The 25,667-nt window shown below is 32.9% G+C and carries 25 protein-coding genes; 11 read left to right on the top strand and 14 right to left on the bottom strand.

Annotated elements, in window-relative coordinates; all coding sequences use genetic code 11:
- Window positions 1–15: 15 nt before the first annotated feature.
- From JM80_RS04550 to JM80_RS04540, 3 genes are all read right to left on the bottom strand, one after another.
- Entirely contained in the window at window positions 16–717 is a 702-nt protein-coding gene (locus tag JM80_RS04550; protein ID WP_144709339.1) for an ABC transporter ATP-binding protein, read from the bottom strand.
- Between the two features lie 115 nt (window positions 718–832).
- Window positions 833–2,083 (bottom strand): efflux RND transporter periplasmic adaptor subunit, encoded by a 1,251-nt coding sequence (locus tag JM80_RS04545; protein WP_034646709.1) that lies wholly within the window; start codon window positions 2,081–2,083, stop codon window positions 833–835.
- A 14-nt stretch (window positions 2,084–2,097) separates the two neighbouring features.
- Window positions 2,098–3,444, bottom strand: coding sequence for a TolC family protein (locus tag JM80_RS04540; RefSeq protein ID WP_034646711.1), 1,347 nt, complete (start codon window positions 3,442–3,444; stop codon window positions 2,098–2,100).
- A 214-nt stretch (window positions 3,445–3,658) separates the two neighbouring features.
- On the opposite strand from JM80_RS04540, the gene JM80_RS04535 reads away from it, so the two are divergent.
- Both JM80_RS04535 and JM80_RS04530 read left to right on the top strand, forming a co-directional pair.
- On the top strand, window positions 3,659–5,029 hold the full coding sequence (locus JM80_RS04535) for a sigma-54 dependent transcriptional regulator (RefSeq protein ID WP_144709338.1): 1,371 nt from the start codon (window positions 3,659–3,661) through the stop codon (window positions 5,027–5,029).
- Window positions 5,019–6,368 carry a PAS domain-containing sensor histidine kinase gene (locus JM80_RS04530; protein WP_144709337.1) on the top strand — a complete coding sequence of 450 codons (1,350 nt, stop codon included), beginning with the start codon at window positions 5,019–5,021 and terminating at the stop codon, window positions 6,366–6,368. Before JM80_RS04535 ends, JM80_RS04530 begins: the two co-directional genes overlap by 11 nt.
- 6 nt (window positions 6,369–6,374) lie before the next feature.
- Here the strand turns inward: JM80_RS04530 and arfB are convergent, their stop codons facing one another.
- From arfB to JM80_RS04490, 8 genes are all read right to left on the bottom strand, one after another.
- Window positions 6,375–6,779 carry an alternative ribosome rescue aminoacyl-tRNA hydrolase ArfB gene (arfB, locus tag JM80_RS04525; protein WP_013620753.1) on the bottom strand — a complete coding sequence of 135 codons (405 nt, stop codon included), beginning with the start codon at window positions 6,777–6,779 and terminating at the stop codon, window positions 6,375–6,377.
- A gap of 4 nt (window positions 6,780–6,783) precedes the next feature.
- Window positions 6,784–7,755 carry an ABC transporter ATP-binding protein gene (locus JM80_RS04520; RefSeq protein ID WP_144709336.1) on the bottom strand — a complete coding sequence of 324 codons (972 nt, stop codon included), beginning with the start codon at window positions 7,753–7,755 and terminating at the stop codon, window positions 6,784–6,786.
- A 58-nt stretch (window positions 7,756–7,813) separates the two neighbouring features.
- Entirely contained in the window at window positions 7,814–9,964 is a 2,151-nt protein-coding gene (locus JM80_RS04515) for a prolyl oligopeptidase family protein (protein ID WP_144709335.1), read from the bottom strand.
- Between the two features lie 53 nt (window positions 9,965–10,017).
- Window positions 10,018–10,650 carry a LysE family translocator gene (locus JM80_RS04510; protein ID WP_013620756.1) on the bottom strand — a complete coding sequence of 211 codons (633 nt, stop codon included), beginning with the start codon at window positions 10,648–10,650 and terminating at the stop codon, window positions 10,018–10,020.
- Between the two features lie 208 nt (window positions 10,651–10,858).
- The gene (locus JM80_RS04505; RefSeq protein ID WP_034646719.1) at window positions 10,859–11,848 is read right to left on the bottom strand and encodes an aspartate-semialdehyde dehydrogenase; all 990 of its coding nucleotides are present in this window, start codon (window positions 11,846–11,848) and stop codon (window positions 10,859–10,861) included.
- Between the two features lie 173 nt (window positions 11,849–12,021).
- Entirely contained in the window at window positions 12,022–12,423 is a 402-nt protein-coding gene (gene mscL, locus JM80_RS04500) for a large conductance mechanosensitive channel protein MscL (RefSeq protein WP_013620758.1), read from the bottom strand.
- A gap of 64 nt (window positions 12,424–12,487) precedes the next feature.
- Window positions 12,488–13,594 (bottom strand): alanine racemase, encoded by a 1,107-nt coding sequence (gene alr, locus JM80_RS04495; protein ID WP_144709334.1) that lies wholly within the window; start codon window positions 13,592–13,594, stop codon window positions 12,488–12,490.
- Window positions 13,587–14,231, bottom strand: coding sequence for a thymidine kinase (locus tag JM80_RS04490; protein ID WP_013620760.1), 645 nt, complete (start codon window positions 14,229–14,231; stop codon window positions 13,587–13,589). The genes alr and JM80_RS04490 overlap by 8 nt, the downstream gene beginning before the upstream one ends.
- A gap of 103 nt (window positions 14,232–14,334) precedes the next feature.
- Here JM80_RS04490 and JM80_RS04485 point away from each other — a divergent pair, with 103 nt between their 5' ends.
- From JM80_RS04485 to JM80_RS04460, 6 genes are all read left to right on the top strand, one after another.
- Complete coding sequence (locus JM80_RS04485) at window positions 14,335–15,012, top strand: hypothetical protein (protein ID WP_013620761.1); 678 nt, start codon at window positions 14,335–14,337, stop codon at window positions 15,010–15,012.
- A 9-nt stretch (window positions 15,013–15,021) separates the two neighbouring features.
- Window positions 15,022–15,378, top strand: coding sequence for a DoxX family protein (locus JM80_RS04480; RefSeq protein WP_089118256.1), 357 nt, complete (start codon window positions 15,022–15,024; stop codon window positions 15,376–15,378).
- A gap of 14 nt (window positions 15,379–15,392) precedes the next feature.
- Window positions 15,393–16,064 carry a 16S rRNA (cytidine(1402)-2'-O)-methyltransferase gene (gene rsmI / locus JM80_RS04475; protein ID WP_013620763.1) on the top strand — a complete coding sequence of 224 codons (672 nt, stop codon included), beginning with the start codon at window positions 15,393–15,395 and terminating at the stop codon, window positions 16,062–16,064.
- Between the two features lie 28 nt (window positions 16,065–16,092).
- Window positions 16,093–17,835, top strand: a complete 1,743-nt coding sequence (locus tag JM80_RS04470; RefSeq protein WP_144709333.1) for a M28 family peptidase — start codon at window positions 16,093–16,095, stop codon at window positions 17,833–17,835.
- Window positions 17,836–17,905: 70 nt separating this feature from the next.
- Window positions 17,906–18,250 (top strand): HopJ type III effector protein, encoded by a 345-nt coding sequence (locus JM80_RS04465; protein WP_013620765.1) that lies wholly within the window; start codon window positions 17,906–17,908, stop codon window positions 18,248–18,250.
- A gap of 2 nt (window positions 18,251–18,252) precedes the next feature.
- On the top strand, window positions 18,253–18,804 hold the full coding sequence (locus tag JM80_RS04460) for a hypothetical protein (protein WP_034646724.1): 552 nt from the start codon (window positions 18,253–18,255) through the stop codon (window positions 18,802–18,804).
- A 68-nt stretch (window positions 18,805–18,872) separates the two neighbouring features.
- Here the strand turns inward: JM80_RS04460 and JM80_RS04455 are convergent, their stop codons facing one another.
- A complete protein-coding gene (locus JM80_RS04455) occupies window positions 18,873–19,475 on the bottom strand; it encodes a carboxymuconolactone decarboxylase family protein (RefSeq protein WP_013620767.1) in 603 nt (200 codons plus the stop codon).
- 54 nt (window positions 19,476–19,529) lie between these two features.
- On the opposite strand from JM80_RS04455, the gene JM80_RS04450 reads away from it, so the two are divergent.
- The 3 genes from JM80_RS04450 to recJ all read left to right on the top strand — a co-directional run bounded on the left by JM80_RS04450 (window position 19,530) and on the right by recJ (window position 22,246).
- Complete coding sequence (locus JM80_RS04450; protein ID WP_013620768.1) at window positions 19,530–19,958, top strand: OsmC family protein; 429 nt, start codon at window positions 19,530–19,532, stop codon at window positions 19,956–19,958.
- A 237-nt stretch (window positions 19,959–20,195) separates the two neighbouring features.
- Entirely contained in the window at window positions 20,196–20,462 is a 267-nt protein-coding gene (locus tag JM80_RS04445; protein ID WP_255436647.1) for a four helix bundle protein, read from the top strand.
- Window positions 20,463–20,557: 95 nt separating this feature from the next.
- A complete protein-coding gene (recJ, locus tag JM80_RS04440; RefSeq protein WP_144709332.1) occupies window positions 20,558–22,246 on the top strand; it encodes a single-stranded-DNA-specific exonuclease RecJ in 1,689 nt (562 codons plus the stop codon).
- A gap of 108 nt (window positions 22,247–22,354) precedes the next feature.
- On the opposite strand, the gene JM80_RS04435 is transcribed toward recJ, so the two are convergent.
- The gene (locus JM80_RS04435) at window positions 22,355–23,440 is read right to left on the bottom strand and encodes an HmuY family protein (protein ID WP_144709331.1); all 1,086 of its coding nucleotides are present in this window, start codon (window positions 23,438–23,440) and stop codon (window positions 22,355–22,357) included.
- Between the two features lie 10 nt (window positions 23,441–23,450).
- Window positions 23,451–25,583, bottom strand: coding sequence for a TonB-dependent siderophore receptor (locus tag JM80_RS04430; protein ID WP_144709330.1), 2,133 nt, complete (start codon window positions 25,581–25,583; stop codon window positions 23,451–23,453).
- Window positions 25,584–25,667: the final 84 nt, after the last annotated feature.

Genomic DNA, 25,667 nt, shown 5'->3' with positions numbered 1-25,667 from the left:
GATGATGAACTCTACTTATTTTGATGCTACTGCCTCAAAAGGTTTGTTGTGACTTTCGGTTACTATTTGGCCGTCAAAAAGGTTTACTACCCTGTGTGCGTAATGCGAGTCTCTGTCTGAGTGTGTTACCATTACTATTGTTGTACCTTCTTGGTTTAACTCGGTTAACAGGTTCATTACCTCTATACCGTTTTTAGAGTCTAAGTTACCAGTTGGCTCATCTGCAAGTATTAATTTGGGGTTTGTAACTACTGCTCTGGCAATGGCTACACGTTGTTGCTGACCACCAGATAATTGCTGCGGAAAGTGTTTTTCTCTGTGTGCAATTTTCATACGCTCTAAAACTTCTGTTACTTTTTGCTTGCGTTCTGCTTTGTTCATTTTTAAATAGATAAGTGGTAATTCTACGTTTTCAAAAACAGTAAGCTCATCTATTAAATTAAAACTCTGAAAAACAAAACCTAAGTTGCCTTTACGCAAACCGGTACGTTGGTTTTCTTTTAAACCACCTACTTCATGACCTACAAATTGGTAACTACCTTCTGATGGGTTGTCTAACATACCTATTATATTTAGTAAGGTAGATTTACCACAACCAGATGGCCCCATTATGGCAACAAACTCTCCTTGACCAACATTTAGGTTTACACTATTTAGTGCTAAGGTTTCTACTTCTTCTGTTCTAAAACTTTTTTTAAGGTCTTTAATTTGTATCATTTTGTTGATTGATTTTTTTAATGTGATTATATCTTGTGTTAGGGATTGTAGTGTAAATCCTTTTTTATTTTTCTTAAAAAAGATTGCAACGTAAAGCCCGCCCGTAGGGAACACCCTATTTTAAAACTATTTTTTCTGCTTCTCCAAAAGTGTCGTAATTAGAGGTAATTACTTTTTCACCAGCTTGCAGCCCTTCTAAAACTTCGTAATATTTAGAGTTTTGCTTGCCTATTCTAATGTTACGTTTTAATGCCTCTGTACCGTTTGGGCTTACTACAAAAATCCACTGGCCTCCTGTGCTTTGAAAAAAGCTACCTTTAGATACTAAAAGTGCATCTGATGAGGCTCCTAATTGTAGTTTTACATTAAAACTTTGTCCGGCACGTATATTTTCTGGTTTTTCTGCCGTAAATACTAGATCTACTTTAAACTTACCGCCACGAACTTCTGGGTACACTTTGCGTAAACGCAGGTTGTATGTTTTACCGTTACGCTCAAAAGAGGCGTTTAAATCTCTTTTTACACGGTCTATATAGTGTTCATCTATTTCTGCTTCTATTTTATAGTCTGTTAGTACGTTTATTTGCCCTATACGCTGACCTTGGTTTATGCTTTGCCCAATTTCTGCATCTAAAAATCCTAATTGACCGTCTGCTGGCGCACGTACATTTAAATGGTCTAAACGCTCATAAACCATAGATAAGGTTTTTTGCATTCTGTTTAAATCTGTATCTAAACCAGCTAATGATGTTCTCCTCATTTTATCATCTTGCTCTGTTTGTATTTTTACAATGTTATGCTGTTTTAAAGATAACTCGTAATTTTCTTTTGCGGTTAAAAAAGCTTCTTTAGAGATTAAACCGTCTTTGTAAAGCTCTTGGTTTTGCTCATAATTACGTTTTAAACGTGTTAGCTCGTAAGAGGCTGTTGCTAAAGATTTACGGCCTTCTACTTGCCTAGAGTCAAAGGTTAATTTGGTAGACCTTAAATCGTTTTGTTTTAGTGCTAGGTTACTTTCACTAGCTAAAATTTGTTCGTAAAGGTTACTATTTTCTAGTTTTAAAATAATATCTCCTTTTTTTACCATTGCACCTTCTTCTATTAGCTTTTCTGTAACTCTACCACCTTCATAAGCATCCATATAAATAGTTGCTATTGGTGCTGCACTACCGTTAATGGTTATGTAATCATCAAACTTACCTTGTGTAACTGTACTTATAGATAGTTTGTCTTTTTCTGTTCTAAACGTAGACACAGAACTGCTCCATATTATTTTATATGCTGCAAAAGCTACTACTAGCCCAATTGCAATGTATGCGTAGTGTTTTGGGCGTAATCCTTTTTTCTTTTCTAATTGAATATCCATTTATGTTGTAATTGTTAGTTTATAGTAAATACGGGCAAACCGTTGTAAAAATCTAATGTACTCTGGTTTACTTTTAATCTTATTTGTACTTGTAAATTCTCGTTTTGTGCTGTAGTGTACAGTACTTTTGCTTGGTACAATTCTACTGCAGAAATCATTTCTTTTTCGTATTTTTTTTGAGCTATAGAAAAACTTAGTTCTTGTGCTTTTAACTTTTTTAAGCTTTGTAAATTTTCTACTTCTAAAGCATTTTTTTCTTGTACCAATTGTTGTATTAATTTATACAGCTCTTGCTCCTGAATTTTTAAATTATTTTCTGCCTGTTGCAACGCTATTTTTTGTTGTTTAATTTCTGATCTACCAGACCATTTGTTACTAATAGGAATGTTCATAGATAAACCTATAGACCTAGATGCGTTGTCTCTTATTTGATTTTTAAATGATATTATTTCGTTAGTAATATCATCTACATTAGTTTCATAATATCCTGTACCATAGCCTGCAAACAAAGATAATGATGGGTACAAACCTCCTTTTGCAATAGCTACTTGTTTTTGTGCGGCCTTTACCTTTAATTGCCCTGCTTTTATACTTGGCAAAAATGTTTGAGCCTTGCTGTAAACTGTATTGGTTTGCAATGTAGTATCTGCCACTTTTTTTAGGTCTAAAGCATCTGCTTTTAGGGTTATGGTAGACACGTTTTCTAAATTCATTTCTTGTATTAAATTTAGTTTAGCTGCTGCCAATTGGTTTTCTGCTTGGGTTACTGCTAACTTATCTGTTAACAATACAGATTCTGCCTCATACATATCTGCCTGTGCAATTAAACCCAACTCTAATTGTTTTTTTACAAATGCATAATTTGTATCTGATATACTTACTTGCTCCTTAGCAATTTTTAATGCGCCTTGAAAAAAACGAATATCATAAAAGGCAGACATTACCCTAAATGCCAACAAGTATTTTTGTTGTTGCGCATCTTCTTGCACTGCTTTATAAATATACTTTGTTGCTTTTATACTATTTATTCTCTGAAAACCTCTAAAAATATCTAAGGAAGAATTTAAATTGTAATTGTTAGAGAAAAAATCTGTGTCTATTATATTATTGTTATTTGGATCTACAGACCTACCATATCTAACATCATAACTTGCAGAACCATTTATACTTGGCAACAAATTACGTACAGCTTGCTTATGGGTTTCTTTACTTGATGCAACTGTATACTCCTGATTTTTTAATTCTAAATTATGCGTTATAGCATAGTTTATACACTCATCTAAAGACCAGCTTTGTTGTGCACTACTTGGCAAGCTTACCAAGAGTAACAAAAATAGAATATGTTTAATTTTTATGTTCATAATTTTTATTGTGTGCCAAAACTAAAGCCATTGTTGTGCCAAAAACATAATTTATTGATTATCAATTATTTACAATTAAACACCTGTTGAAACCAAAAAGCAAGTGTAAAATATATATACAAATAATGTCTAATTTTTTTACACTTGTAAAATTGTAATGTATAACATTTGTAGTTTTAATGCATAAACCTTCCTCAACCCAAACAACTTTATAATGCAAAAAGGTAAAGTATTAATTGTAGATGATAACAAAAGTGTACTAAGTGCATTAGAGATTTTATTACAGTTTGAATATGAAAAAGTAGACACACTAGGAAATCCTAACTTATTATCTTCATTTGAAAATTTAAGTGATTATGACATTGTTCTGTTAGATATGAACTTTTCTGCCGGTGTAAATACTGGTAACGAAGGTTTGTATTGGAATAGAGAAATTAAAAAACGTGCTCCGCATATTTCTGTTATTATGATGACCGCCTATGGGGCAATAGACCTTGCTGTACAAGCTTTAAAAGAAGGTGCAACAGATTTTATTTTAAAACCGTGGAATAATGACAAACTGCTAGCCACATTAAAATCTGCATACCAATTACGCAAGTCTCAAAAAGAAGTTTCTAAATTAAAAGAGAAAGAGAGTTCTTTAAAACAGGTTATTAACCAAAATAAAAACTACATAATTGGCAACTCTAAAGCATTAACTTCTGTATTAAACTTGGTACAAAAAATAGCTAAAACCGATGTAAATGTACTAGTTACTGGTGAAAACGGAACAGGAAAGGAATTAATTGCAAGAGAGTTACACAACTTATCTAACCGTAAAAATGAGGTTTTTATTGGGGTAGATATGGGCTCTATATCTGAAACCTTATTTGAAAGCGAACTTTTTGGACACACAAAAGGAGCTTTTACAGATGCCAAGGAAGACAGAGCTGGTAAGTTTGAAGCCGCAAATGGTGGAACTTTATTTTTAGATGAAATAGGTAATCTAAGCTTACAAACTCAGGCTAAATTACTATCTGCCATACAAAACAGAGTTGTAGTGCGTGTAGGCTCTAACAAACCAATACCTGTAGACATTAGGCTGGTTTGTGCTACAAATTGCAATTTAGAAAAAATGGTTGCAGATGGCTTGTTTAGAGAGGATTTATTGTACCGTATTAATACCATACACGTGCAAGTACCTGCACTAAGAGAGCGAGATGGTGATGTGTTAATTTTAGCTGAATTTTACTTGAACAAGTTTATGACCAAATATGGTAAGCTTGGTTTGCGTATTAATAATCAGGCTCAAGAAAAATTACTTGCTTATAGCTGGCCTGGTAATATTAGAGAATTACAACACACTATGGAAAGGGCTGTTATTTTATGTGATGGAAATGTGCTTAAACCAACAGATTTTATTTTAAATGAAAAGGGAACTCCAACGTTAGATACTACTAATGTTACCTTATCTGAAATGGAATTGCTATTGATTAATGATGCTTTAAAAAAGCACGATGGTAATTATAGTGCCGCTGCAAACCAATTGGGCATATCTAGACAAACATTATATAACAAAATTAAAAAGACAGGAAATGGCGAGTAAAAGCTTCTATTTTCAATTAGTGTTAAGGGTTGTTTTTATTACACTTTCTGCTGTTGGACTAGCCTATTTTGGCTTACAAAAAAATTACATAGTTTCTGGTGCTTTTTTTATTGCATTGATTTTGCTTACCGTTTTTTTAATTAATTATGTAAACCATACCAACCGTAAAATTGCTTATTTTTTTCAGTCTATTAAAAATGAAGATTTTACACTACGTTTTCCTGAGTACGAAAATGTAAAATCTTTAAAAGAACTAAATCGTAGTCTTAATATGCTTAATGCTATGATTCATAAAATACACGTAAAAAATCAGGTTCAGGAGAAGTACTACCAAGAAATATTAAAACACGCTGATATTGGTATTTTAACTATAAATGATAAAGGACATATACTTTTTGCCAACCCAAGAGTAGAACATTTGTTAAACTACAAACCACTAAACCACATTAAGCAATTGCAGCAAGTAGATACTAATTTGTATAATTTATTTGCCAAACTAGAGCCTTTTCAGCGTAAATTAATAGAGTTAACAAACGAAAGAGAAAGAATACAACTTACTTTAAAATCTACTACCGTTACACTAGACAATAAAAACTTATTACTAGTTGTAGTACAAGATATACAAAGAGAACTAGAAGAAAAAGAAGCAGATTCTTGGGAAAAACTTATACGAGTTTTAACCCACGAAATTATGAATACTATAGCGCCAATAACATCAATATCTGAGTCTATTTTAAATTATTACAAAAAAGAAGACGGATTAATACCGCTTGAAGAATTAACCGAAAAGCACATACAAAATACCTCTAAAGGCTTAGCTGTTGTAAAAGAACAAGGAAATAATTTAATGGACTTTGTACAAAGCTACCGTAGCTTTTTAAGTATTCCGGCACCAGACAAAAGTCTTGTGAAAGCAGAACAATTAATACACAAAGTGTTTGTTTTAATAGACCAAGAAAACCAGAATACCAATATTAATTTTGCATCTAATTTAACAACAGAAAACTTAGCCTTTTTTATAGATGAAAAACAAATTACACAGGTACTTTTAAACTTGTGTAAAAATGCAGTACAGTCTATAGGCGAACAAGAGAACGGAAATATTACTGTTACCGCTGGCATCACAGATGAAAAAGAAAAATTTATTACTGTTGCAGATAATGGTCCTGGTATACCTCCGGAATTAATAGATGAGATTTTTATTCCGTTTTTTACAACCAAAAATACCGGAACAGGAATTGGTCTTAGCTTGTCTAAACAAATATTAAGGCTACACGGCGGAAGCTTAAAATTAAGAAGTACTCCAAACCAAGAAACTGTTTTTACATTGTTGTTTTAAGTGTCGCTACTCTAAACTTGGCTTTTTACGATTTGCTTTTTTTAAGGCCGATTTCTTTTTAGTGTTCAATCGTTTTTCAATAGCAGACCTAGATGGTTTTGTCTTTTTGCGTTTTTTAGGCACAATTAGGGCCGACTTTATAAGCTCTAAAAAGCGTTTTATAGCCAAATCTTTGTTTTTATGCTGACTTCTAGAATCATCACACTGCAACAACAATACATTTTCTTTTGTGAGCCTATTACTTAGTTTTAATAATAGTCGTTCTTTTTCTTTATCTGTAACTGCTGTAGAGTTTTGCAAATCATACGTAAGCTCTATTTTAGTAGAAACTTTATTTACGTGCTGGCCACCAGCACCACTACTGCGCACTGCTTTAAATTGCAACTCCTGTACTATTTGTGCTGTATCCAAAACCTTATTCTATTCTTTTATTTATTATTTCTAAAGAAACATTTAAGAACACTTTTTTGCCTACTTCTATACTTTTAGGATACGTAAAAAATAAGCTTTGCTCCTCTGTTACACCTTCCATTAAATAATAAGCTCCCATTGCATAACTATTAATTACACGTACTTGTATTCCAGAAGTTTCAGATACCTTAAACTCGTGTGCATACACAACAATCTCTTTTTTAGTTTCTGTATACTCTTTTATAGTAGAAACAGGAACTAAGTTAGCCTCTGCAAATAAACTTGCTATGTACAATGACTTTGGGTTGTTGTATAGTGTTTCTGTCTTTTCATTTGCAATTATTTCTTCATCTTTTATTACTAAAATACGGTCTGCAAATGGCAGTACTTCTTTTTCATCATGTGTAGCAACAATACATGTAATTTTTTTCATTTTTAAGTAACCAAAAAGTCGCCTACGCAGACTATTTTTTCTAAAATTATCTATATGACTAAAGGGTTCGTCTAATAATAACAACTCTGGTTCTTGCGCTAATACTCTAGCCAAAGCAACACGTTGTTGCTGACCACCACTTAACAATTTCACTTTTGTTTTAGCAAAACTGGTCATTTCTACCATTTCTAAAAGCTCTTCTGTTCTGGCCTTTAATTCTTCTGGATAAAAAACAGATAAGTACTGACTCACATTTTCTTCAACAGTAAGAAAAGGCATTAAGTCAAAATCCTGAGATAGGTATTTCATATACTTTTCTCCTGGAATTAAATTGTAATCTGGCCCTAAAACTTGGTTGTCTTTCCAAAAAATAGTCCCTTCCTTTAACTGAAGAAGACCATATATAATTTTTAAAAGTGTACTTTTTCCGCTGCCACTTTCTCCTAAAACTGCTAGGTATTCGCCTTCATTTACTGTAAAGTCTATGTTTTTTAAAACTGGCGTTGTGTTGTATGAAAATGATATATTGTTTACGTGTAACATAAATAGATAAAAAAATCCGTTTCTAGTAAGAAACGGATTTTTTTGAAATTAATAGTTCTTATTCTTTAAAATCTTTTAAAACTGCCTTATTTGGCAACTCTGTATATCCCATATTAAATAATGTAAATGCTTGTACATCTACCTGCTCATTAATTATAGCTTCGGTAGATTTACCCGCTCCGTGACCTGCGTTAATATCTATTCTAATTAATGTTGGGTTATCTCCTGTTTGTTTTTCTTGCAACTCTGCCGCAAATTTAAAACTGTGAGCAGGCACTACACGGTCGTCATGATCTCCTGTAGTTATTAGAGTTGCAGGGTATGCTACTCCTTTTTTAACGTTATGCACTGGTGAGTAGCCTAATAAATAATTAAACATTTCTTTGTTGTCTTCTGCTGTACCATAGTCATACGCCCAACCTGCACCTGCTGTAAATGTATGGTAGCGTAACATATCTAAAACACCTACTGCAGGCAATGCTACTTTAGCTAAATCTGGACGCTGCGTCATTGTTGCACCAACCAGTAAACCTCCGTTAGAGCCACCTCTAAGTGCCAAATACTCTGGTGTTGTGTACTTGTTTTCTATTAAATACTCTGCTGCTGCAATAAAATCGTCAAAGACGTTTTGCTTTTGCTGCTTTGTACCTGCATCATGCCATTTTTTACCATACTCACCACCACCTCTTAAATTAGGTACTGCATATACTCCGCCTTGCTCCATCCAAACAGCATTACTAATACTAAAACTAGGAGTTAAGCTTACATTAAAACCGCCATATCCATAAAGTATAGTTGGGTTTTTACCGTTTAATTCTAATCCTTTTTTATAGGTAATTATCATTGGTATTTTAGTACCATCTTTAGAGATATAAAATACTTGTTTAGACTCGTAATCTTCTGAGTTAAAATCTATGTTTGGACTCCAATATTGTTTGTATTTTCCTGTTTCTACATTATAACTGTAAGATGATCCTGGTGTATTGTAGTTGGTAAAAGAAAAGTAAAACTCTTTTTCTTCTTTTTTACCTCCAAAACCTGAAGCTGTACCAACACCCGGAAGCTCAATAGTACGTACCAAATCTCCATTGTAATTATATTGTAATACTTTAGAAATAGCATCTACCATATAATTGGCAAAAAAGTAACCACCACCTGTACCTGCAGTAAGCACATTTTTAGTTTCTGGTATAAAATCTACCCAATTTTCTGGTGTTGGATTACTAAAATCTGTAACAACTACCTTTTGGTTAGGTGCGTTTAAGTTGGTTACTACATATAGCTTAGTGCCAACATTATCTATTACATAAGTATCAGATTTTGTGTGTTCAACTACTGTTTTTACCTCATTAGTTTCTAAGTCTTTTAAAAATAATTTATTGCCAGATGTAGATACTGCTGCTGTAATTTGCAAATATTTACCATCCTCGGTAACACTACCGCCAACATACCTATGTTTTTCTTCTGGTGTGCCTCCAAAAACCAGCTCATCTGCGCTTTGTGGTGTTTTTAGTTTATGGTAGTATAGTTTGTGCTGATCTGTTTTTGCAGACAACTCGCTCCCTTTTGGCTTGTCATAACTAGAGTAAAAGAAGCCCTCGTTACCTTTCCAAGATAAGCCACTAAATTTTACATCTACTAAGGTATCTTCTACTATATTTTTTGTTTTTGCGTCTAAAACAATTATTTTTCTCCAGTCGCTACCACCTTCAGATATTAAGTACGCTGCCAAAGAACCATCTTTAGAAAAACTTAAACCTGCTAATGATGTTGTACCATCTTCTGAAAACTTGTTAGGATCTAGAAAAACCTCTTCTTCGCCATCTTTTTTTCTATAGATTACAGATTGATTTTGTAATCCATTATTTTTTGAAAAATAGGTGTAATCTCCTTCCTTATAAGGAGCTCCTAGTTTCTCATAATTCCAAAGTTTTTCTAATCTTTGTTTTAGGCTTTCTCTAAACGGAATTTGATCTAAATACCCAAAGGTTGTATTATTTTGCTCTTTAACCCAAGACTCTGTTTCTGTACTGCGGTCATCTTCTAACCAGCGGTAAGGATCTGCTACAGTTGTGTCAAAATAATTTGTAACTGTATCTACCTTTTTGGTTGATGGATATGAGATGATCATAATTGCTTCTTTTTTTGAGGGTGATTTACAAGCTACAAAAGTAATAGCCGTAAAAATAAATATGCTTAAATGTTTCATAAGAATTTGTTTATTTTAGGTTGATAAAACTTAACTGTTTTGTGTAACAGTTTTTATTTTGCTTTTGCCAATGCCATTTTTATGGCAAGTCCGGTTAATACAGAAGCCATAAACCACTTCTGTATTCTTAACCATATTGGCTTTTTGGAGAACCAACTTGCCATTTTAGCAGCTGATATGACAATCAAAAAATTAACTGAAAAACTTATTATTATTTGTATAATTCCAAGTTGAAAACTTTGACCTAATATAGAGCCATATTTAGGTTTTATAAATTGAGGAAAAAATGAAAGATAAAATACTGCCATTTTAGGGTTCAATATATTTGTTAAAAAACCAATATTAAAGAGTTTAAGAGGTTTGTCTGATTTAAGACCTTGGTCAGCGTCAAATATTTTGTTTTTGGATTTAACAGTTTTATAAGCTAAATATAATAAATAAGCTACTCCAAGAAATTTAACCACTATAAATGCATATGGAACCGCAAAAAATATTGCCGTAAGTCCAAAAGACACCATAAGTATATGAAATAAAAATCCGCACATTACTCCTAAAAGAGAAATGACTCCAGCTTTTTTTCCTTGCGATAAAGACCTTGAGATTAAATAAATCATATTTGGACCAGGCGAAAGCACCATTATCAATGCCGCTAATCCAAATATTAGTAAATCATTAATTGGTATCATATTTTTTGGCTTTAAGCTGTTGCAAACTATATCACATTTAGCGCTTTATGTTTTTAAAAATAATACAAAAAAACCTTTAAGAAGAATTCTTCTTAAAGGTTTCTATTTTTGTGTTAGGGATTGTAATGAAAATCCTTTTTTATTTTTCTTAAAAAAGATTGCAATGTAAAGCCCGCCCGTTAGGAACACCCAAAACTAAAACTGCGTATTACAGTAACTTATTATTGTTAAGGTATTCTGCAATTTGCACTGCATTTGTTGCTGCTCCTTTACGTAGGTTATCTGCAACTATCCACATATTTAATGTGTTTGCTTGCGACTCATCTCTACGTATACGCCCTACAAAAACATCGTCTTTATTATGTGCGTAAACTGGCATTGGGTAGGTGTTTGTATCTGGATTATCTTGTACAACTACGCCTGCTGTTTTGCTTAATACTTGCCTTACCTCGCTAACGTCTGCATCATTATAAAACTCTACGTTTACAGACTCTGAGTGGCCACCTGCTGTTGGTATACGTACTGCTGTTGCTGTTAATGAGAAGGTACGGTCGTTAAATATTTTTTGTGGTTCACGAGATAGTTTCATCTCTTCTTTTGTGTAGCCATTATCCATAAAAACGTCACAATGTGGTAACGCATTTCTGCTAATTGGATAAGGATAAGCCATTTCTCCTTTTATGCCAGCCGTTTCATTTTCTAATTGCTTTACAGCTTTTACGCCTGTACCAGAAACAGATTGGTAGGTAGAAACTACTACACGTTTCATTTTATATTTTTTATGCAAAGGTGCCAAAACCATTACCAACTGTATGGTAGAGCAGTTTGGATTTGCAATAATTTTATCTTCTTTGGTTAGTTCACTTGCATTAATTTCTGGAACTATTAATTTTTTTGTGGGATCCATACGCCACGCAGAAGAATTGTCTACTACGGTTGTGCCTACTTCTGCAAATTTTGGAGCCCATTCTAAAGAGGTGTCTCCGCCTGCAGAAAAAATTGCTAAATCTGGTTTTGCTGCAACAGCATCTGCCAAGCCAATAACGGTATGTTCTTTGCCGTTATAGGTCATTTTTTTACCTACAGAACGTTCTGAGGCTACTAATAATAACTCTGTTAATGGAAAATTACGTTCTTGTAATACGTTAAGCATTACTTCTCCTACCATTCCTGTGGCACCAACTACGGCTACTTTCATTTTTATAATATTTAGAATAACAAATGTAGTTTAATGTAGTTTAACCGCCAAGCAAGTTTTAATAGAATAAAATAAATATAACAAATTGTTTTATTTATAACATTTTAAAAAAGAAATAAAAAAACCGCCAAGCTTACTGGTAAGCTTAGCGGCTTTATATAATTATTAGGGAATTACTTTTTTAGTAAGTCTCTAATTTGTGCTAATAACTCTTCTTGTGTTGGTCCTGCTGGTGCAGCTGGAGCCGGAGGAGTTTTTGTTTTGTTGTAAGCTTTTACGATTAAGAACAACACAAAACCAACAATAATAAGGTTAATTATAGCATTAATCCATTTACCATATAATATTGCGTTTTCTGGCTTAGTAACAGTACCATCTGTAGCAACTACTGCTTCATCTAGAACAACTTTCATATCTGCAAAATCAATTCCTCCAGAGAAGTGACCTACAAGAGGCATCATAATATCGCTAACGAAACCGCTAACTACAAGCCCCATTGCGCCTGCCAATAATACTGCAACCGCTAAGTCTATAACGTTGCCAGTCATAATAAAATTCTTAAATTCTTTAAACATGTTTAGTGTATTTATTTAGTTAATACCTGCAATATACTAAAAATTACAGTTTCTTAAAATTATCTTAAAAAATAAAAACTCGGTTAACACGCTGTGATATTCCCGTTACCAATTCATAAGAGATTGTACCTGCTGCTGTAGCTAATGCATCTGCAGTATGCACTTCATTAAAAACAATAACCTCATCACCTTCTTTACAGTTTATATTGGTTACGTCTACCATAATCATATCCATACAGGTATTGCCAACTATTGGTGCTTTTTTGCCGTTAATAAATACAAATCCTTTTTGGTTGCCATAAATTCTATAAATACCATCTGCGTGACCTAAAGGTAGTGTTGCTGTTACCATTTTATGGGTGGCTTTGTATGCCATATTGTATCCTACACTTTGGTTTGGGTCTAGGTTATGCAACTGAGAAATTACTGTTTTTAAACTAGCTATTGGTTTTAAATACACATCATACTTTGCATCGTTACCAAAACCATACAACCCTATACCACTACGTACCATATTAAAGTGAGCGTCTGGATAATTTAAAATACCAGATGTATTGCACATGTGTTTTATAGGTGAATAGCCAAGTAAACCATCTAGTGTGTTACTTATACTTTTAAACTTTTGTATTTGCTGCTCTGTAAACTCTTTTTCTGTTAAATCTTCTGACGCTGCCATATGAGAAAAAGCAGAAGCAACTTTAATTGTTGTTGTTTCTTGTATTTTTTGAACAATTTGTGTTACATCAGCCTTTAAAAAACCCAACCTATTTAATCCTGTATTAAATTTTAAATGTACAGGATAATCTTCTTTATTTATTGATGAAGTATATTTTATAAACTGATCTAAAATTCTGGCAGAATAAATACTTGGCTCTAAATTATAAGCCACAATTTCTTCAAAATTTACTTCTTGCGGATGTAGTACTAATATAGGTGTTTGTATGCCTGCTTTTCGTATTGCAACACCTTCACTAGTATATGCAACAGCTAAATAATCTGCTCCTAGCTCTGTAATTTTTTTGGCAATTTGCACTTGATCACTACCATATGCAAATGCTTTAACCACTGCCAAAAACATTGTGTTTGGTGCTAGTTTAGATTTTAGGTATTTGTAGTTTTGCTCTAAATAATTTAAGTTAATTTCTAGAACAGTTTCTGTTGCCTTAGGCATTACTATCTTTTTTTGGGTCTTTTATTTGCTCTGCGTCTACGTCTATAGTTTTTACCTTTTCTTTAAGCATTGCTTTGTAATATGCTGCTCTACTTAGTGGCTCATACTCTTCGGTTTCACCTAGCATTACTAAATTATCATTATTAGATTTTCTAAAACTATAATTGGCTAAGTTACCCGTACGTGTACAAATTGCATGCACTTTAGTTACATACTCGGCTGTAGCCATTAAGGCTGGCATTGGACCAAATGGATTTCCTTTAAAGTCCATATCTAAACCTGCTACCAAAACACGTATGCCTTTGTTAGCTAAATCATTACAAACTGTAACAATTTCGTCATCAAAAAACTGAGCTTCATCTATACCTACAACATCACAACCATCTGCCAACAACCGTATATTTGCAGCAGCAGGCACAGGCGTAGACCTTATTTCATTAGCATCATGAGACACTACCATTTCTTCATGGTAGCGCGTATCTACAATAGGCTTAAAAATTTCAACTTTTTGCTTTGCAAACTGCGCACGTTTAAGTCTTCTAATTAATTCTTCTGTCTTACCAGAGAACATAGATCCGCAAATAACCTCTATCCAGCCAAATTGTTCTTTGGGGTTAACCGTATTTTCAAGAAACATTTTGTATTTTTAGACGAAAATAAAGCGTTTTTCGTTCTTATTTAGTAGATCGATTAAAATTATTGAAAATTTTAACCAGATAAGGTTTTAAAATATTAGGGAGATGAAGGAAAAATTAAAACAAGAATTAATGAAAATGTCTACGGACATACTAACTTCCAATGAATTAGATAATATTTCTGATTTATATGAAACTGCTAAAGAGTTATATGAGAAATTAGCAGTACTAAAATTTATTGAAGAAAAATTACACGACGTAGAAGTAGATGTTACAAAAAATATTATTGCAGAAAAATTTGAAAAATTAGCAAACGCTGTAATTTATGAGAATACATCTGTACCAGAAAGTAATCCTCACCAAGAAGATATTATTACTCCTGGGATTAATACCATTATGGATATGATGCCAGAAATGGGTGAGCCAATACCTACAGATGATATGCTTAATGAGTTTGCACAAAAACCTGAGTACGCTAAAAACGACCAAGAACTTTTTGTGCCAGATACTAAAACTGCTGCTACACAAGAAAAAACAGCAAGCAAAATTGTAAATGGAGAAATAAAAATTGGCTTAAATGACAGACTTGCATTTGTAAAACACCTATTTAATAATAGTAATGAAGATTACCAAAGAGTATTGTCTCAGCTTAGTACTATAGATACCGAGGAGCGTTCTGTTTCATTTATAAATAATATGGTAAAACCAGATTATAACAATTGGATAGGAAAAGAAGAGTATGAAGAACGTTTTATGGCAATTATTGAACGTAAATTTGCATAAAACTTTTTTATGAATAGTACTAGAATACTTTATTGGATTGGCACATTATTGCTTACTGCAATTATGTGCTTTTCTGTTTACAACTATTTTTTTAACCACAATGCCATATCTGGGTATTTTACACACTTAGGCTACCCTACATATTTGATATACCCACTAGCAATTGCTAAAATTTTGGGCTTAGTAGCTATTTGGGGTAATTTTTCTAAAACACTTAAAGAGTGGGCTTACTTTGGTTTTTTCCTAAATACAACAATGGCATTTGCCGCACATTATATTACAGATAATGGTGGTTACCTATTTGCTGCTATAGCCTTTGTAGGTGCTGCACTATCTTACTACTTTGGCAAAAACCAAAGACCTTAATTATACTTTTTACAATGGGAAAATTATATTTGGTACCAACACCAATTGGTAACTTAGAGGATATTACTTTTAGAGCTATTAAAGTTTTAAAAGAAGTAGATTTAATTTTAGCTGAAGACACACGTACTAGCGGAAAACTATTACATCATTTTGAGATAGACACGCAAATGCACAGCCACCATATGCATAACGAGCATAAAACGGTAGACGGCATTGTTAAACGCATACAAGCAGGAGAAAATATTGCTTTAATTTCTGATGCAGGAACTCCTGCCATATCAGATCCTGGTTTTTTATTAACTCGCGCTTGTGTAGAAAATAATTTAGAGGTAGACTGCCTACCAGGAGCTACAGCTTTTGTGCCAGCACTGGTTAATAGCGGATTACCTAATGATAAATTTGTTTTTGAGGGTTTTTTACCCGTTAAAAAAGGAAGACAAACACGTTTAAAGTTATTGGCTGAAGAAACTAGAACTATTATTTTTTATGAGTCGCCACACAAGCTTATTAAAACTTTAGGACATTTTGTGGAATATTTTGGCACAGACAGGCCCGTTTCTGTTTCTAGGGAGCTTACTAAAATGTTTGAAGAAACAATACGTGGTACTGCACAAGAAGTTTTAGAACACTACACAGCAAAACCTCCTAAAGGGGAAATTGTGATTATTGTTGGTGGTAAAAAATAAAATCAAAAAACCTGTAAGTCTCATTTGTATGTATAAAAAAATTATATCACTCCTAATTTTTATAGCTTTTACAGCTTGCAAAACTAGACCTACAACTACTATTACAAACAAAGTAGAAACAAAAAATACTACTGTAGACTATAGCAAATTAGTTGTTAATGAGTTTACAGGAGACTTAGCTTACAACACTACCGCCTTTGTAGAAAAGTATTGGCGTGTAGTAGGTAATACTGGTTTTAACAAAAGCATACATAAAGTTGCTGAAGAGCTAGAAAAAGCTGGTTTTATTAAAGAAGAAAAGGCGAATAGCTCTACCATTTTAACTTATAGAATAGAAGAAAGGCCATTAAAAAGACCTACTTGGGAATCTGTAGTTGCTAGCCTAACAATACAAGGTGAAAAATTGCCTTTATTGCAAAATAGCACCAATAGTAATATGATTGCTTTAAACTCTTACAGCACACCAAAAAAAGGTGTAACTGCAGAGGTGATTTATATTGCAGATGTTTCTAAACTAAAAGATACTAACGTAAAAGGTAAAATTGTTTTTGTAGAAACTAGTCCGGCTAAAGTTTTTAATACTGCCGTAGTTAAAGGTGGCGCAGCAGGAATATTATCATACAGCAACCCAAGCTATTTACAACCAGAAAAAAACACAACATCTATACAGTTTAGGTCTATACCACAAAATAAAGATGTTAAAGGCTGGGCAATAGCACTGTCTTACGACGCCAAACAAAGACTTAAAAAGAAATTGCAAAAAGAAAAAGTAATTGTTACTGCAAATATTAAAACCAACATTTACCCATCTACAGAATTAACGTTAGTTGCAGATATTAAAGGAGCAGTTGCCCCAGAACAAAGACTTGTATATAGCGCACACGTACAAGAACCTGGTGCAAACGATAATGCTACAGGTGTTGGCGTTGCTTTAGAGATGGCCACATTAACAGCCAAATTTATTAAAGAAGGTAAATTAAGCCCAAAAAGAACATTAACCTTTTTATGGGGAGATGAAATTGTATCTACCAGAAGGTATGTGCAAGAAGATAAAGCAAGAGCTAAAAATATAAAATGGGGAATTAGTTTAGATATGGTTGGCGAAAATACCGCTATTACAGGAGGTTCGTTTTTAATTGAAAAAATGCCAGATCCAAGTGCAATTTGGACAAGAGGAAACGATAAACATACAGAATGGGGCGGCAGCGTTTTGTCTTTAGAACAAATGAAACCACATTATTTAAATGATTTTGTACTAAAAATATTTAAAGAACAAGGCAAACGTACAAACTGGGAGGTAAATACAAATCCTTATGAAGGCGGTAGTGACCATACCCCGTTTTTAGCTGCAGATATTCCTGGAGTATTATTTTGGCATTTTACAGATCAATTTTATCACACAGATAATGACAGACTAGATAAGGTTTCTAAAACTACACTTAAAAACGTAGGCACAGCAGCTTTAATTAGTGCTTATACTCTTTTAAACGCAAATAAACATACCGCAAAAATTATTATTTCTGATATTGAAAAAGCTGCTATTACTCGCCTAAACGAAGAGCTAAAACAAGGAAAGCTAGCATTAGCAAAAGGAGGTAAATTACAAACACAAATAAACATTATAAATGCTTGGCAAAATTGGTATACTAAAGCTATTAATTCAACTTTAGATATGGTTACTAGCACATCATCCATAAATGCTACCATTGTTAATGCCCAAGCAACAATAAAGCTAACTGCAGAACATTGCATTGCTGAGCTAAAAAGGTAAGAGCTTCCCTTCTTATTTTTTCACTGTAAAACGGGATAAACATATTAAAAATCAATTATACTTTTACCATATGACTTTAGATCAATTTAAAGAAAAACTAAAAAACAACCCAACTGCTATTGCTTTTACAGATACAATGCAGGTTATAGAAGATAATTACACCTTTACACCAACTGCTTTTAAAAATGGCAGCTTAGAGAATAAAGAGGGGGAAAACTCTGGTTCTTGTAAATTGTTTGCTTTTGCTTTAAAACAAGAATTATCCAAAGAAGAAACTTTGGCTTGTTTTGGAGATTACTATAGAAAAGATGTGTTACAAGACCCGGAGGGAAACGGACACTTAAACATTAGAAATTTTATAAAAACTGGTTTTAGCGGCTTAGCTTTTGATACTGAAGCTTTAATAAAAAAATAAAGATGAAAATCAATTTTAAAGCAATTAACTATACCATATTATTTGCTTTTAGTGTAAGCATATTAAGTTGTAAAAGCAATACACAAGAAAGTACTACCGAAAAAAGCTCGGTTTTACCAAATGGTATGCGATTAACTGTTTTTAAAACCAATAAAGACAAAACATCTATAGGTATATTAACAGGCACAAATTACGGTACTACGCACACCTACAAATACAATGTTTTACTACATGAACCAGATGTTAACTGGAGTTTGGGCAGCGGAGAACCTAAAAACTTTTTGTTTTGTAAAGACACTATTTATATACACTACGTAAATAAAAACAACTACCCTATAACTGTTACCGATTCTGTTACAAACTCCACCACTACAAAAAACAATTATAAGATGGAAAGTATGTATCAAAAGCACGTTGATAACAGATACTTTTTTAATCTTTTTGGTGATGATTTCTGGTTAGATGTTTCCCCTAAACGCTACAACGAAATTAAAAATTCTTGTGAAGAATATGCCATTCCTAATGATGGTGAACTTACTGTTACGAGCAAATAGGACATCAATCTAAAACAATAAAACCCCACCAAAATGGCAGGGCTTATAAATAGTATGCGGGTTTCTTTTTAGTAAGCACTTCCGTTGTGTTTACCTTCTTCCCAACCGTGTTTACCTAAATATTGATTTCCACTTTCTACAGCGCCTTCTTCAATAGAAGTTCCCATAGAGTCATTCCATCTATTTAAATATCCAAATAAAGAAATAACACCTAACATTTCTACAATTTCACCTTCGTTCCAATACTTGTATAAATTCTCTTTAATTTCTGCATTTACAGCATTTGGCACTTGAGATGCTGCTAAAGAAAAATCTAGGGCTGCACGTTCTGCATCAGAAAAAGCAGCGTGAGTTCTGTACTCCCAAATATTATCTAACTGCTCTTGCTCCGCTCCGTAACGTTCTGCTGCTCTAATAGCATGTGCTTGGCAATATCTACAACCAGTAGCGTTACTACTAACCCAAGCAATCATACGTTTTAATGCAGATGTTACATTACCCTCATTAGCCATAACAGCTTTATTTAAGTTTATAAAAGCCTTGGATATTGCTGGTCTGTGCTGCATTGTTAAAACAGAATTAGGACAAAAGCCTAAGGTCTCATTAAAAAATTCTGCCAATTCTTTTGTTTCAGAATCGTGATTAGGATCTAAAGGGTTTACTAAAGCCATAGTTATTTTTATATTTAGTTGTATTTTTGAATCTACAAGAAACGAAAAAAAATTATGAGTACAACAAATCATATTACAACCAAATGGTTGGGCAACATGGCTTTTGAAAGTAACAACCCGTCTGGGAATAACTTAACTATAGATATTGCCAAAGAAGATGGTGGTGACGGGCAAGGTTACAGACCTAAAGCGCTTATGCTTGCTGGCTTAGCAGGTTGTTCTGGTTTAGACGTTGCATCTTTAATGAAAAAAATGAAGTTAGATGTAGATGAGTTTACAATTGAAACTATTGCAAACTTAACAGATGAGCACCCTAAGTATTATGATGCTGTTACTATAGAATACCATTTTCACGGCAGTAATTTAGATGAAAAAAAATTGCAACGTGCGGTAGATTTATCAGTTGAAAAATACTGTGGTGTTATGGAAATGTTTAGACGTTTTGCAACATTAGATATTAAAACTATTTTTCATCACGCTTAAATTAACTGTTGAAGATTATAAACTAAAGCTCAAAAAAAATAAGTTTAAAGTTCTTTTATCTTGACTCTTGCTTCTTGGCTCTTAAAAGTTATAAATTTAAGCTCAAGAAACAAGTTCAAATTAAAAGCATTAGCTTTAGCAAAACATAAGAATGTCCGAGAAAAAATTTGATATTGAAGATAGGCTAGTTGAATTTGCCTCAGAATAATACTTTTTTGTAAAGATTTACCAACAGATATGACTGGTCAATATTATGGAAATCAACTTTTACGTTCTGGAGGGAGTTCTGCACTTAACTTTGGAGAAGCGCAAGGAACAAATTCTAATAGAGATTATATTTTTAAAGCAAGTCTATCACTTAAAGAATTAAAAGAATCTAGAGTTAATCTAAAAATTTTGACAAAAGTAAATTATGGCAATGAAAAAAGAAGAGCTTTGTTATTAAATGAAGTTGAACAACTAATTAAAATTATTGCTACTATTATTAAAAATAAGAAAAAATAACTATTGAGCTTTAGGTTGATTCTTTGTGCTTGAATTTCAACTTAATTTTTTTATCTTGACTCTTGACTCTTGACTCTTAAACACAAAAAAACTACATGCGCTGGACCATAAAACCTAAACCTGATGCTGCTAAAGTAGCCGAACTACAAAATGCATTACAGGTTGATGAAATTGTGGCTAAACTATTACTACAACGCGGTATAACAACTTTTGAAGAGGCTAAAAAATACTTTAGACCACAACTATCAGATTTACACGACCCATATTTATTAAAAGATATGGATTTGGCTATTGCTCGTATAGAGCAAGCTATTGCCAATGAAGAAAATATTATGGTTTTTGGCGATTATGATGTAGATGGCACAACTTCTGTTGCGTTAGTATCATCTTATTTACAAAGTTACTACCCTAATGTTACTACTTATATTCCGGATAGATATAAAGAAGGTTATGGTGTGTCTTATGCCGGTATTGACTATGCAGATGATAATGATATTAGTCTAATTATTGCATTAGATTGTGGTGTAAAAGCGGTAGATAAAGTTGCTTATGCAAAAGAAAAAGGTGTAGATTTTATTATTTGTGACCACCACAGACCTGGTGCTACGTTACCAAATGCTGTTGCTGTTTTAGATGCCAAAAGGAACGATTGCAATTACCCGTATGATGAGCTTTGTGGTTGTGGTGTTGGTTTTAAATTGATACAAGCTTTAGGTAGCAAAAGAGGACAAACTATAGAGGATTTAGTACCTTATTTAGACTTGGTTGCTACAGCAATTGGTGCAGATATTGTCCCTATTACTGGCGAAAATAGGGTGCTTGCCTATTATGGATTACAGGTTATTAATAGTACGCCTAGAGCTGGTTTTAAAGCTATTATAAATCAGATAAAAAAAGATGTACTTACCATTACAGATGTTGTTTTTGTAATTGCACCTCGTATAAATGCTGCGGGACGTATGGTACACGGTTTGCACGCTGTTAATTTACTAACCGAAACAAACTTGGAACAGGCAGAAGAATTTGCTGCTGCCATTGAACAGTACAATGCAGATAGGCGAGAACTAGACCAAGAAATTACCAAAGAAGCTTTAGTACAAATTACAGATAACAAAGAAGAAAAACATTTTACCTCTGTAGTTTATAATGAAAATTGGCACAAAGGTGTTATTGGCATTGTAGCATCTAGACTAACAGAAACGTATTACAGACCTACTTTAGTTTTCACTAAAAGTGGCGAAAAACTAGCTGCATCTGCACGTTCTGTAAAAGGTTTTGATGTTTACAATGCACTTGAAGCTTGTGCAGATCACATAGAACAATTTGGAGGCCATAAATATGCTGCTGGTTTAACCTTATCTGAAGCACAGTATGATGGGTTTAAAAAAGAATTTGAAAAAGTTGTTACAGAAACTATAGACCCCAACCTTTTAACTCCTGAAATTACTATAGATGCAGAGCTTAATTTTAATGAAATAAGTCCAAAATTAATGCGAATTATTAAACAAATGGAACCTTTTGGCCCTGGTAATATGTCGCCTGTATTTATGGCAGAAAACCTACAAGACACAGGTTATGCCAAAGGCGTAGGGCAAGAAGAAGCGCATTTAAAATTAGCTGCTGTACAAAACGGTTCTAACCCAATTGGAGCTATTGGTTTTAATTTAGGTAATAAATTGCCTTTAGTACAAAACAAAAAGCCTTTTAGCGCTGTTTTTTCTTTAGACGAAAATGAGTGGCAAGGGGTTGTTAGCTTACAATTAAAACTTAGAGATATTAGATAAAAAAGCCCAAACACAAATTAAATGCTTGGACTTTTTTAGAAAAAAACTAACTCAAAACTTAACTTTGCTATTAACTCCTTTATTAGGGGTAAATAATTGTTTATTCTTTTACTTTAATAATGAATACACAAACTCTGGGTGACCACGTTCACCGTCTGCATTAGTAAGTGCTAAAAACTTAATTTTGTATAGGTTTCCGTCGGTATCAGACATCACATAATAAACATTATCTTTTAAAGAAGGTAGAGCGCCTGGTCCACCACCATTTCTCCAACTACTTCCTACACCTCTTTGGTCATTAATAAATTTAGAAGCATCAACATTTGCTAACGTAAAGTTGTCATAATTTAAATCGGTTTCAACTTCTGTATCTATCATATATACTTGTGCATTGGCTTTTGCGTTATTAACCACAAAATCAGAATACCCATAAGACCCATAACCTTCTATCTCATTAGTGAAAACAGTAAAATTTAAATCCCAATTCTCTTTTTCTGGTTCAACAGTAACTTCTGTCTCTGTATCAAAACTAAAAAATGTAAAATTATAGTCGCCATCTTTAGAAATAGTTACTTCTTTATGTGTTGTATCATCTAAATCTGCATATTGTAAAACATAATTACTACCATTTCTTAGAATTCTAATTTTTTTCCAGCCTCTAGACTCTCCACTAACAGCAACACTACCTGTACCAGGAACTTCTGTACCAACTTTAAAACCTAAGTTTACAAGGTATACTGAGTTATTGGCATCTGTACTAGAAATTTCATCTAAAGCAGTTTCCAAAATGTTACCATCTGGGGCATCAACAAATTCAGAATTTGCAGGATCAAAAGTACCAATAGCTACCTGTGGCTGTAAATCTTTAATTTCTTGTGAAGTGGAGTTTATAGCATCAATATCCATAACAGAAAGTTTAGCTGTTGCCATATATATTGAACCATTAAGCACTACTCTAAAATTTTCACCAGAGAAAAATCCTAAATCCCAAGTATCTCTTTGTACTACTGAAGATGTATTGGCACTTAAATCTACATATACTTGGTTTGGCTCGTTTGGTCCTCCTACATTTGGAGCTATTGACGCTCCTTCTATAACAACTTTAATAGCTTCGCCAGGCTCGTCATCCTTACTACAGCTAGTAAAAGCTATAACTGTAGCACATAGTGTAATAGTTAATAATTTGTTTAACATAATTGTAATTTTAAAATTTAAGGTTATATAATAGTTTTAAGTAATAAGATCGTCCGTAACCAAGTAAAATACCATTGCTAGCAGAAGAATGAGTTCCCTCTCCTACAGGGCCATTAACATCTACAGTAGTAACATCTAATAAGTTTCTGGCTCCTAGAGTAACCTGAAAGGTATTCTCTAAAAAAGATTTTTTAAATGAGGCATCTACCCAATTGTAAGCATTGGTAGTTGTTTTGGAAAACGTTGGGTTTCCGTTAGCATCAGTTCCTGTAGCGCTATAGTTTTGTTGTTCTCCCGTGTGTTTTAAAAGTACAGTTACTGCTGTATTCCATTTTTCTATCTGGTATGTACTACTTGTATTTAATTGAAAAGAATAAAGAAATTTATCTCCTGAGTTTGCCTCATCATTAGCAACCTGAGAAATACCTTGTATTGTAGCACCTAAATTAAGCGTCCAATTATCTGTTTTTAAGCTATTATCTAATGTTACACCCCACAACTTATACTCATTAATATTTATGTATTGATACTGTAATGGCGTTTGGTTTACAATGGCTAAATCAATTTTATCTTTTACGTCTATATAGGTAAATTTTAATGTGTTTAAAAGCGACGTATTTTTAATCCAGCTACGTTTTTTTAAATTTAAAAAAGACGTAAAACCGTTTTCTGGCTTCAAATTTTCATTACCTCTAACATCATGATTGCTATCTACAAAATAATAGTACAATTCTTCAAAATTTGGTGTACGGTAGGAGTTCCCTAGGTTTGCTCTTAACTCAAACCCATTTTTTATAAGGTAGCGTGCGCTTAAAGAACCTAAAAGTTTTGATTTAAAAATTGAATTGTATTCATAGCGTAAACCAGGGCGTAAAAGAATTTTATCTAAAGCATTTATTTCTGAAGATCCAAATACTGCATAATTACTTTGAGACTGTTCTTTGTCTTGCTCTGTTACCTCTCCAGAAGCCTGGGTATCAAAACCTTTAATAAAACGAGATTCATAACCCAATTGAAAATTATAAGAATCACTTTTAATTAGGTTGTTAATACTTCCTTTAGAGAAAAACACACTACTAGATTGGTAAACCTCATCAGTTTCATTACTTCTCTGGTTTGTAATTATATAATTATTAAACTCATTTAGGTTGCGCTTTTGTTTTTGATAAGATGCAGAAGCCGTGTAATTAGCGCCAGAATTTAATCTTCCGTTTACACTTAAATTATTAACAAATCTATTGGTTGTAAAAATTCTATCTGTTGCAGACGGGTTACTAGTTTGCGATTGTGTATCTATATTAGCTCTAACAGCTGCATCATAGTAATTAACAACTTCATTTAGGTATTCAAACTTATAAAAAAGCTTAAAGTTATTTTTAGTATAATTTAATAATGCGTTAGTGTTTATTTGTGTTTTAGGCAACCAATCATACCCTCTTAAACCATCATTTTTATAATAGTTTTTACCTTGCCTGCCATTATAAAAACCTGCAAATTGATTTCTATTTACTCCTAATCTAGTATACCAGTTGTTGTTTATATTATGACCAATATTTAGTCCTTGTATGTGCTTACCTTTATTAAACCAAGCATACTCATCACTAATTGTTTCTTCTTGTAAAATTGCTTGTACTTTCCAATCACTATCACTAGATTTTTTGGTGATAATATTAATAACTCCAGAAACAGCATTAGCTCCATACTCAACTCCCATTGCTCCTTCTACAATTTCAATACGCTCAACGTCATCAAGATTTATTTGTGTTAAATCTATATTATTACCTAGTCCGCTGTCGCTAACAAGAGGAATATTGTCAACCAAAATATTGAAGTATTGTGCATCTAAACCAAAAAAAGAAATTGTAGATTTTCCTGTTTGCCCATTAGGAACTATTGTTAGGTTTAAATTAAAGTTTAGTATATCTGCCAAATTATTGGCTGCCTGGTTTTCTATTTGCTCTCTGTTTATTACAATAACATTATGTACCGATTTTTTTATTGATTGCGGATTATACTGTCCCGTAACAACTACCTCTTCTAACTTATTTAAGTTTATTGAGTCTTTTTTTAACTCTTGTGAGAACACAAAAACAGAGAAAAAAAACATAAAATAAATAGATAAATATTTACTATTTAGAATCATTCCTAATAATTTTCGGTAAATATATGTGTTATTTTTAATCAATCTAAATAAATTTAATATTTTTGTAGGAACAAAACAGACATT

Source organism: Cellulophaga sp. RHA_52 (genome assembly GCF_007827205.1).
In the GTDB taxonomy this organism is placed as follows: Bacteria; Bacteroidota; Bacteroidia; order Flavobacteriales; family Flavobacteriaceae; genus Cellulophaga; species Cellulophaga lytica.
The sequence above is the reverse complement of the archived record's forward strand: the minus strand, read 5'-3'. Positions and strand labels throughout refer to the sequence as shown.

Bases quoted from the DNA above. Each gene is read 5' to 3' on its own strand.
- JM80_RS04550 (WP_144709339.1), bottom strand. From the start codon at position 717: ATGATACAAATTAAAGACCTTAAAAAAAGTTTTAGAACAGAAGAAGTA.
- JM80_RS04545 (WP_034646709.1), bottom strand. From the start codon at position 2,083: ATGGATATTCAATTAGAAAAGAAAAAAGGATTACGCCCAAAACACTAC.
- JM80_RS04540 (WP_034646711.1), bottom strand. From the start codon at position 3,444: ATGAACATAAAAATTAAACATATTCTATTTTTGTTACTCTTGGTAAGC.
- JM80_RS04535 (WP_144709338.1), top strand. From the start codon at position 3,659: ATGCAAAAAGGTAAAGTATTAATTGTAGATGATAACAAAAGTGTACTA.
- JM80_RS04530 (WP_144709337.1), top strand. From the start codon at position 5,019: ATGGCGAGTAAAAGCTTCTATTTTCAATTAGTGTTAAGGGTTGTTTTT.
- JM80_RS04520 (WP_144709336.1), bottom strand. From the start codon at position 7,755: ATGTTACACGTAAACAATATATCATTTTCATACAACACAACGCCAGTT.
- JM80_RS04515 (WP_144709335.1), bottom strand. From the start codon at position 9,964: ATGAAACATTTAAGCATATTTATTTTTACGGCTATTACTTTTGTAGCT.
- JM80_RS04510 (WP_013620756.1), bottom strand. From the start codon at position 10,650: ATGATACCAATTAATGATTTACTAATATTTGGATTAGCGGCATTGATA.
- JM80_RS04505 (WP_034646719.1), bottom strand. From the start codon at position 11,848: ATGAAAGTAGCCGTAGTTGGTGCCACAGGAATGGTAGGAGAAGTAATG.
- mscL (WP_013620758.1), bottom strand. From the start codon at position 12,423: ATGTTTAAAGAATTTAAGAATTTTATTATGACTGGCAACGTTATAGAC.
- alr (WP_144709334.1), bottom strand. From the start codon at position 13,594: ATGCCTAAGGCAACAGAAACTGTTCTAGAAATTAACTTAAATTATTTA.
- JM80_RS04490 (WP_013620760.1), bottom strand. From the start codon at position 14,231: ATGTTTCTTGAAAATACGGTTAACCCCAAAGAACAATTTGGCTGGATA.
- JM80_RS04485 (WP_013620761.1), top strand. From the start codon at position 14,335: ATGAAGGAAAAATTAAAACAAGAATTAATGAAAATGTCTACGGACATA.
- JM80_RS04480 (WP_089118256.1), top strand. From the start codon at position 15,022: ATGAATAGTACTAGAATACTTTATTGGATTGGCACATTATTGCTTACT.
- rsmI (WP_013620763.1), top strand. From the start codon at position 15,393: ATGGGAAAATTATATTTGGTACCAACACCAATTGGTAACTTAGAGGAT.
- JM80_RS04470 (WP_144709333.1), top strand. From the start codon at position 16,093: ATGTATAAAAAAATTATATCACTCCTAATTTTTATAGCTTTTACAGCT.
- JM80_RS04465 (WP_013620765.1), top strand. From the start codon at position 17,906: ATGACTTTAGATCAATTTAAAGAAAAACTAAAAAACAACCCAACTGCT.
- JM80_RS04460 (WP_034646724.1), top strand. From the start codon at position 18,253: ATGAAAATCAATTTTAAAGCAATTAACTATACCATATTATTTGCTTTT.
- JM80_RS04455 (WP_013620767.1), bottom strand. From the start codon at position 19,475: ATGGCTTTAGTAAACCCTTTAGATCCTAATCACGATTCTGAAACAAAA.
- JM80_RS04450 (WP_013620768.1), top strand. From the start codon at position 19,530: ATGAGTACAACAAATCATATTACAACCAAATGGTTGGGCAACATGGCT.
- JM80_RS04445 (WP_255436647.1), top strand. From the start codon at position 20,196: ATGACTGGTCAATATTATGGAAATCAACTTTTACGTTCTGGAGGGAGT.
- recJ (WP_144709332.1), top strand. From the start codon at position 20,558: ATGCGCTGGACCATAAAACCTAAACCTGATGCTGCTAAAGTAGCCGAA.
- JM80_RS04435 (WP_144709331.1), bottom strand. From the start codon at position 23,440: ATGTTAAACAAATTATTAACTATTACACTATGTGCTACAGTTATAGCT.
- JM80_RS04430 (WP_144709330.1), bottom strand. From the start codon at position 25,583: ATGATTCTAAATAGTAAATATTTATCTATTTATTTTATGTTTTTTTTC.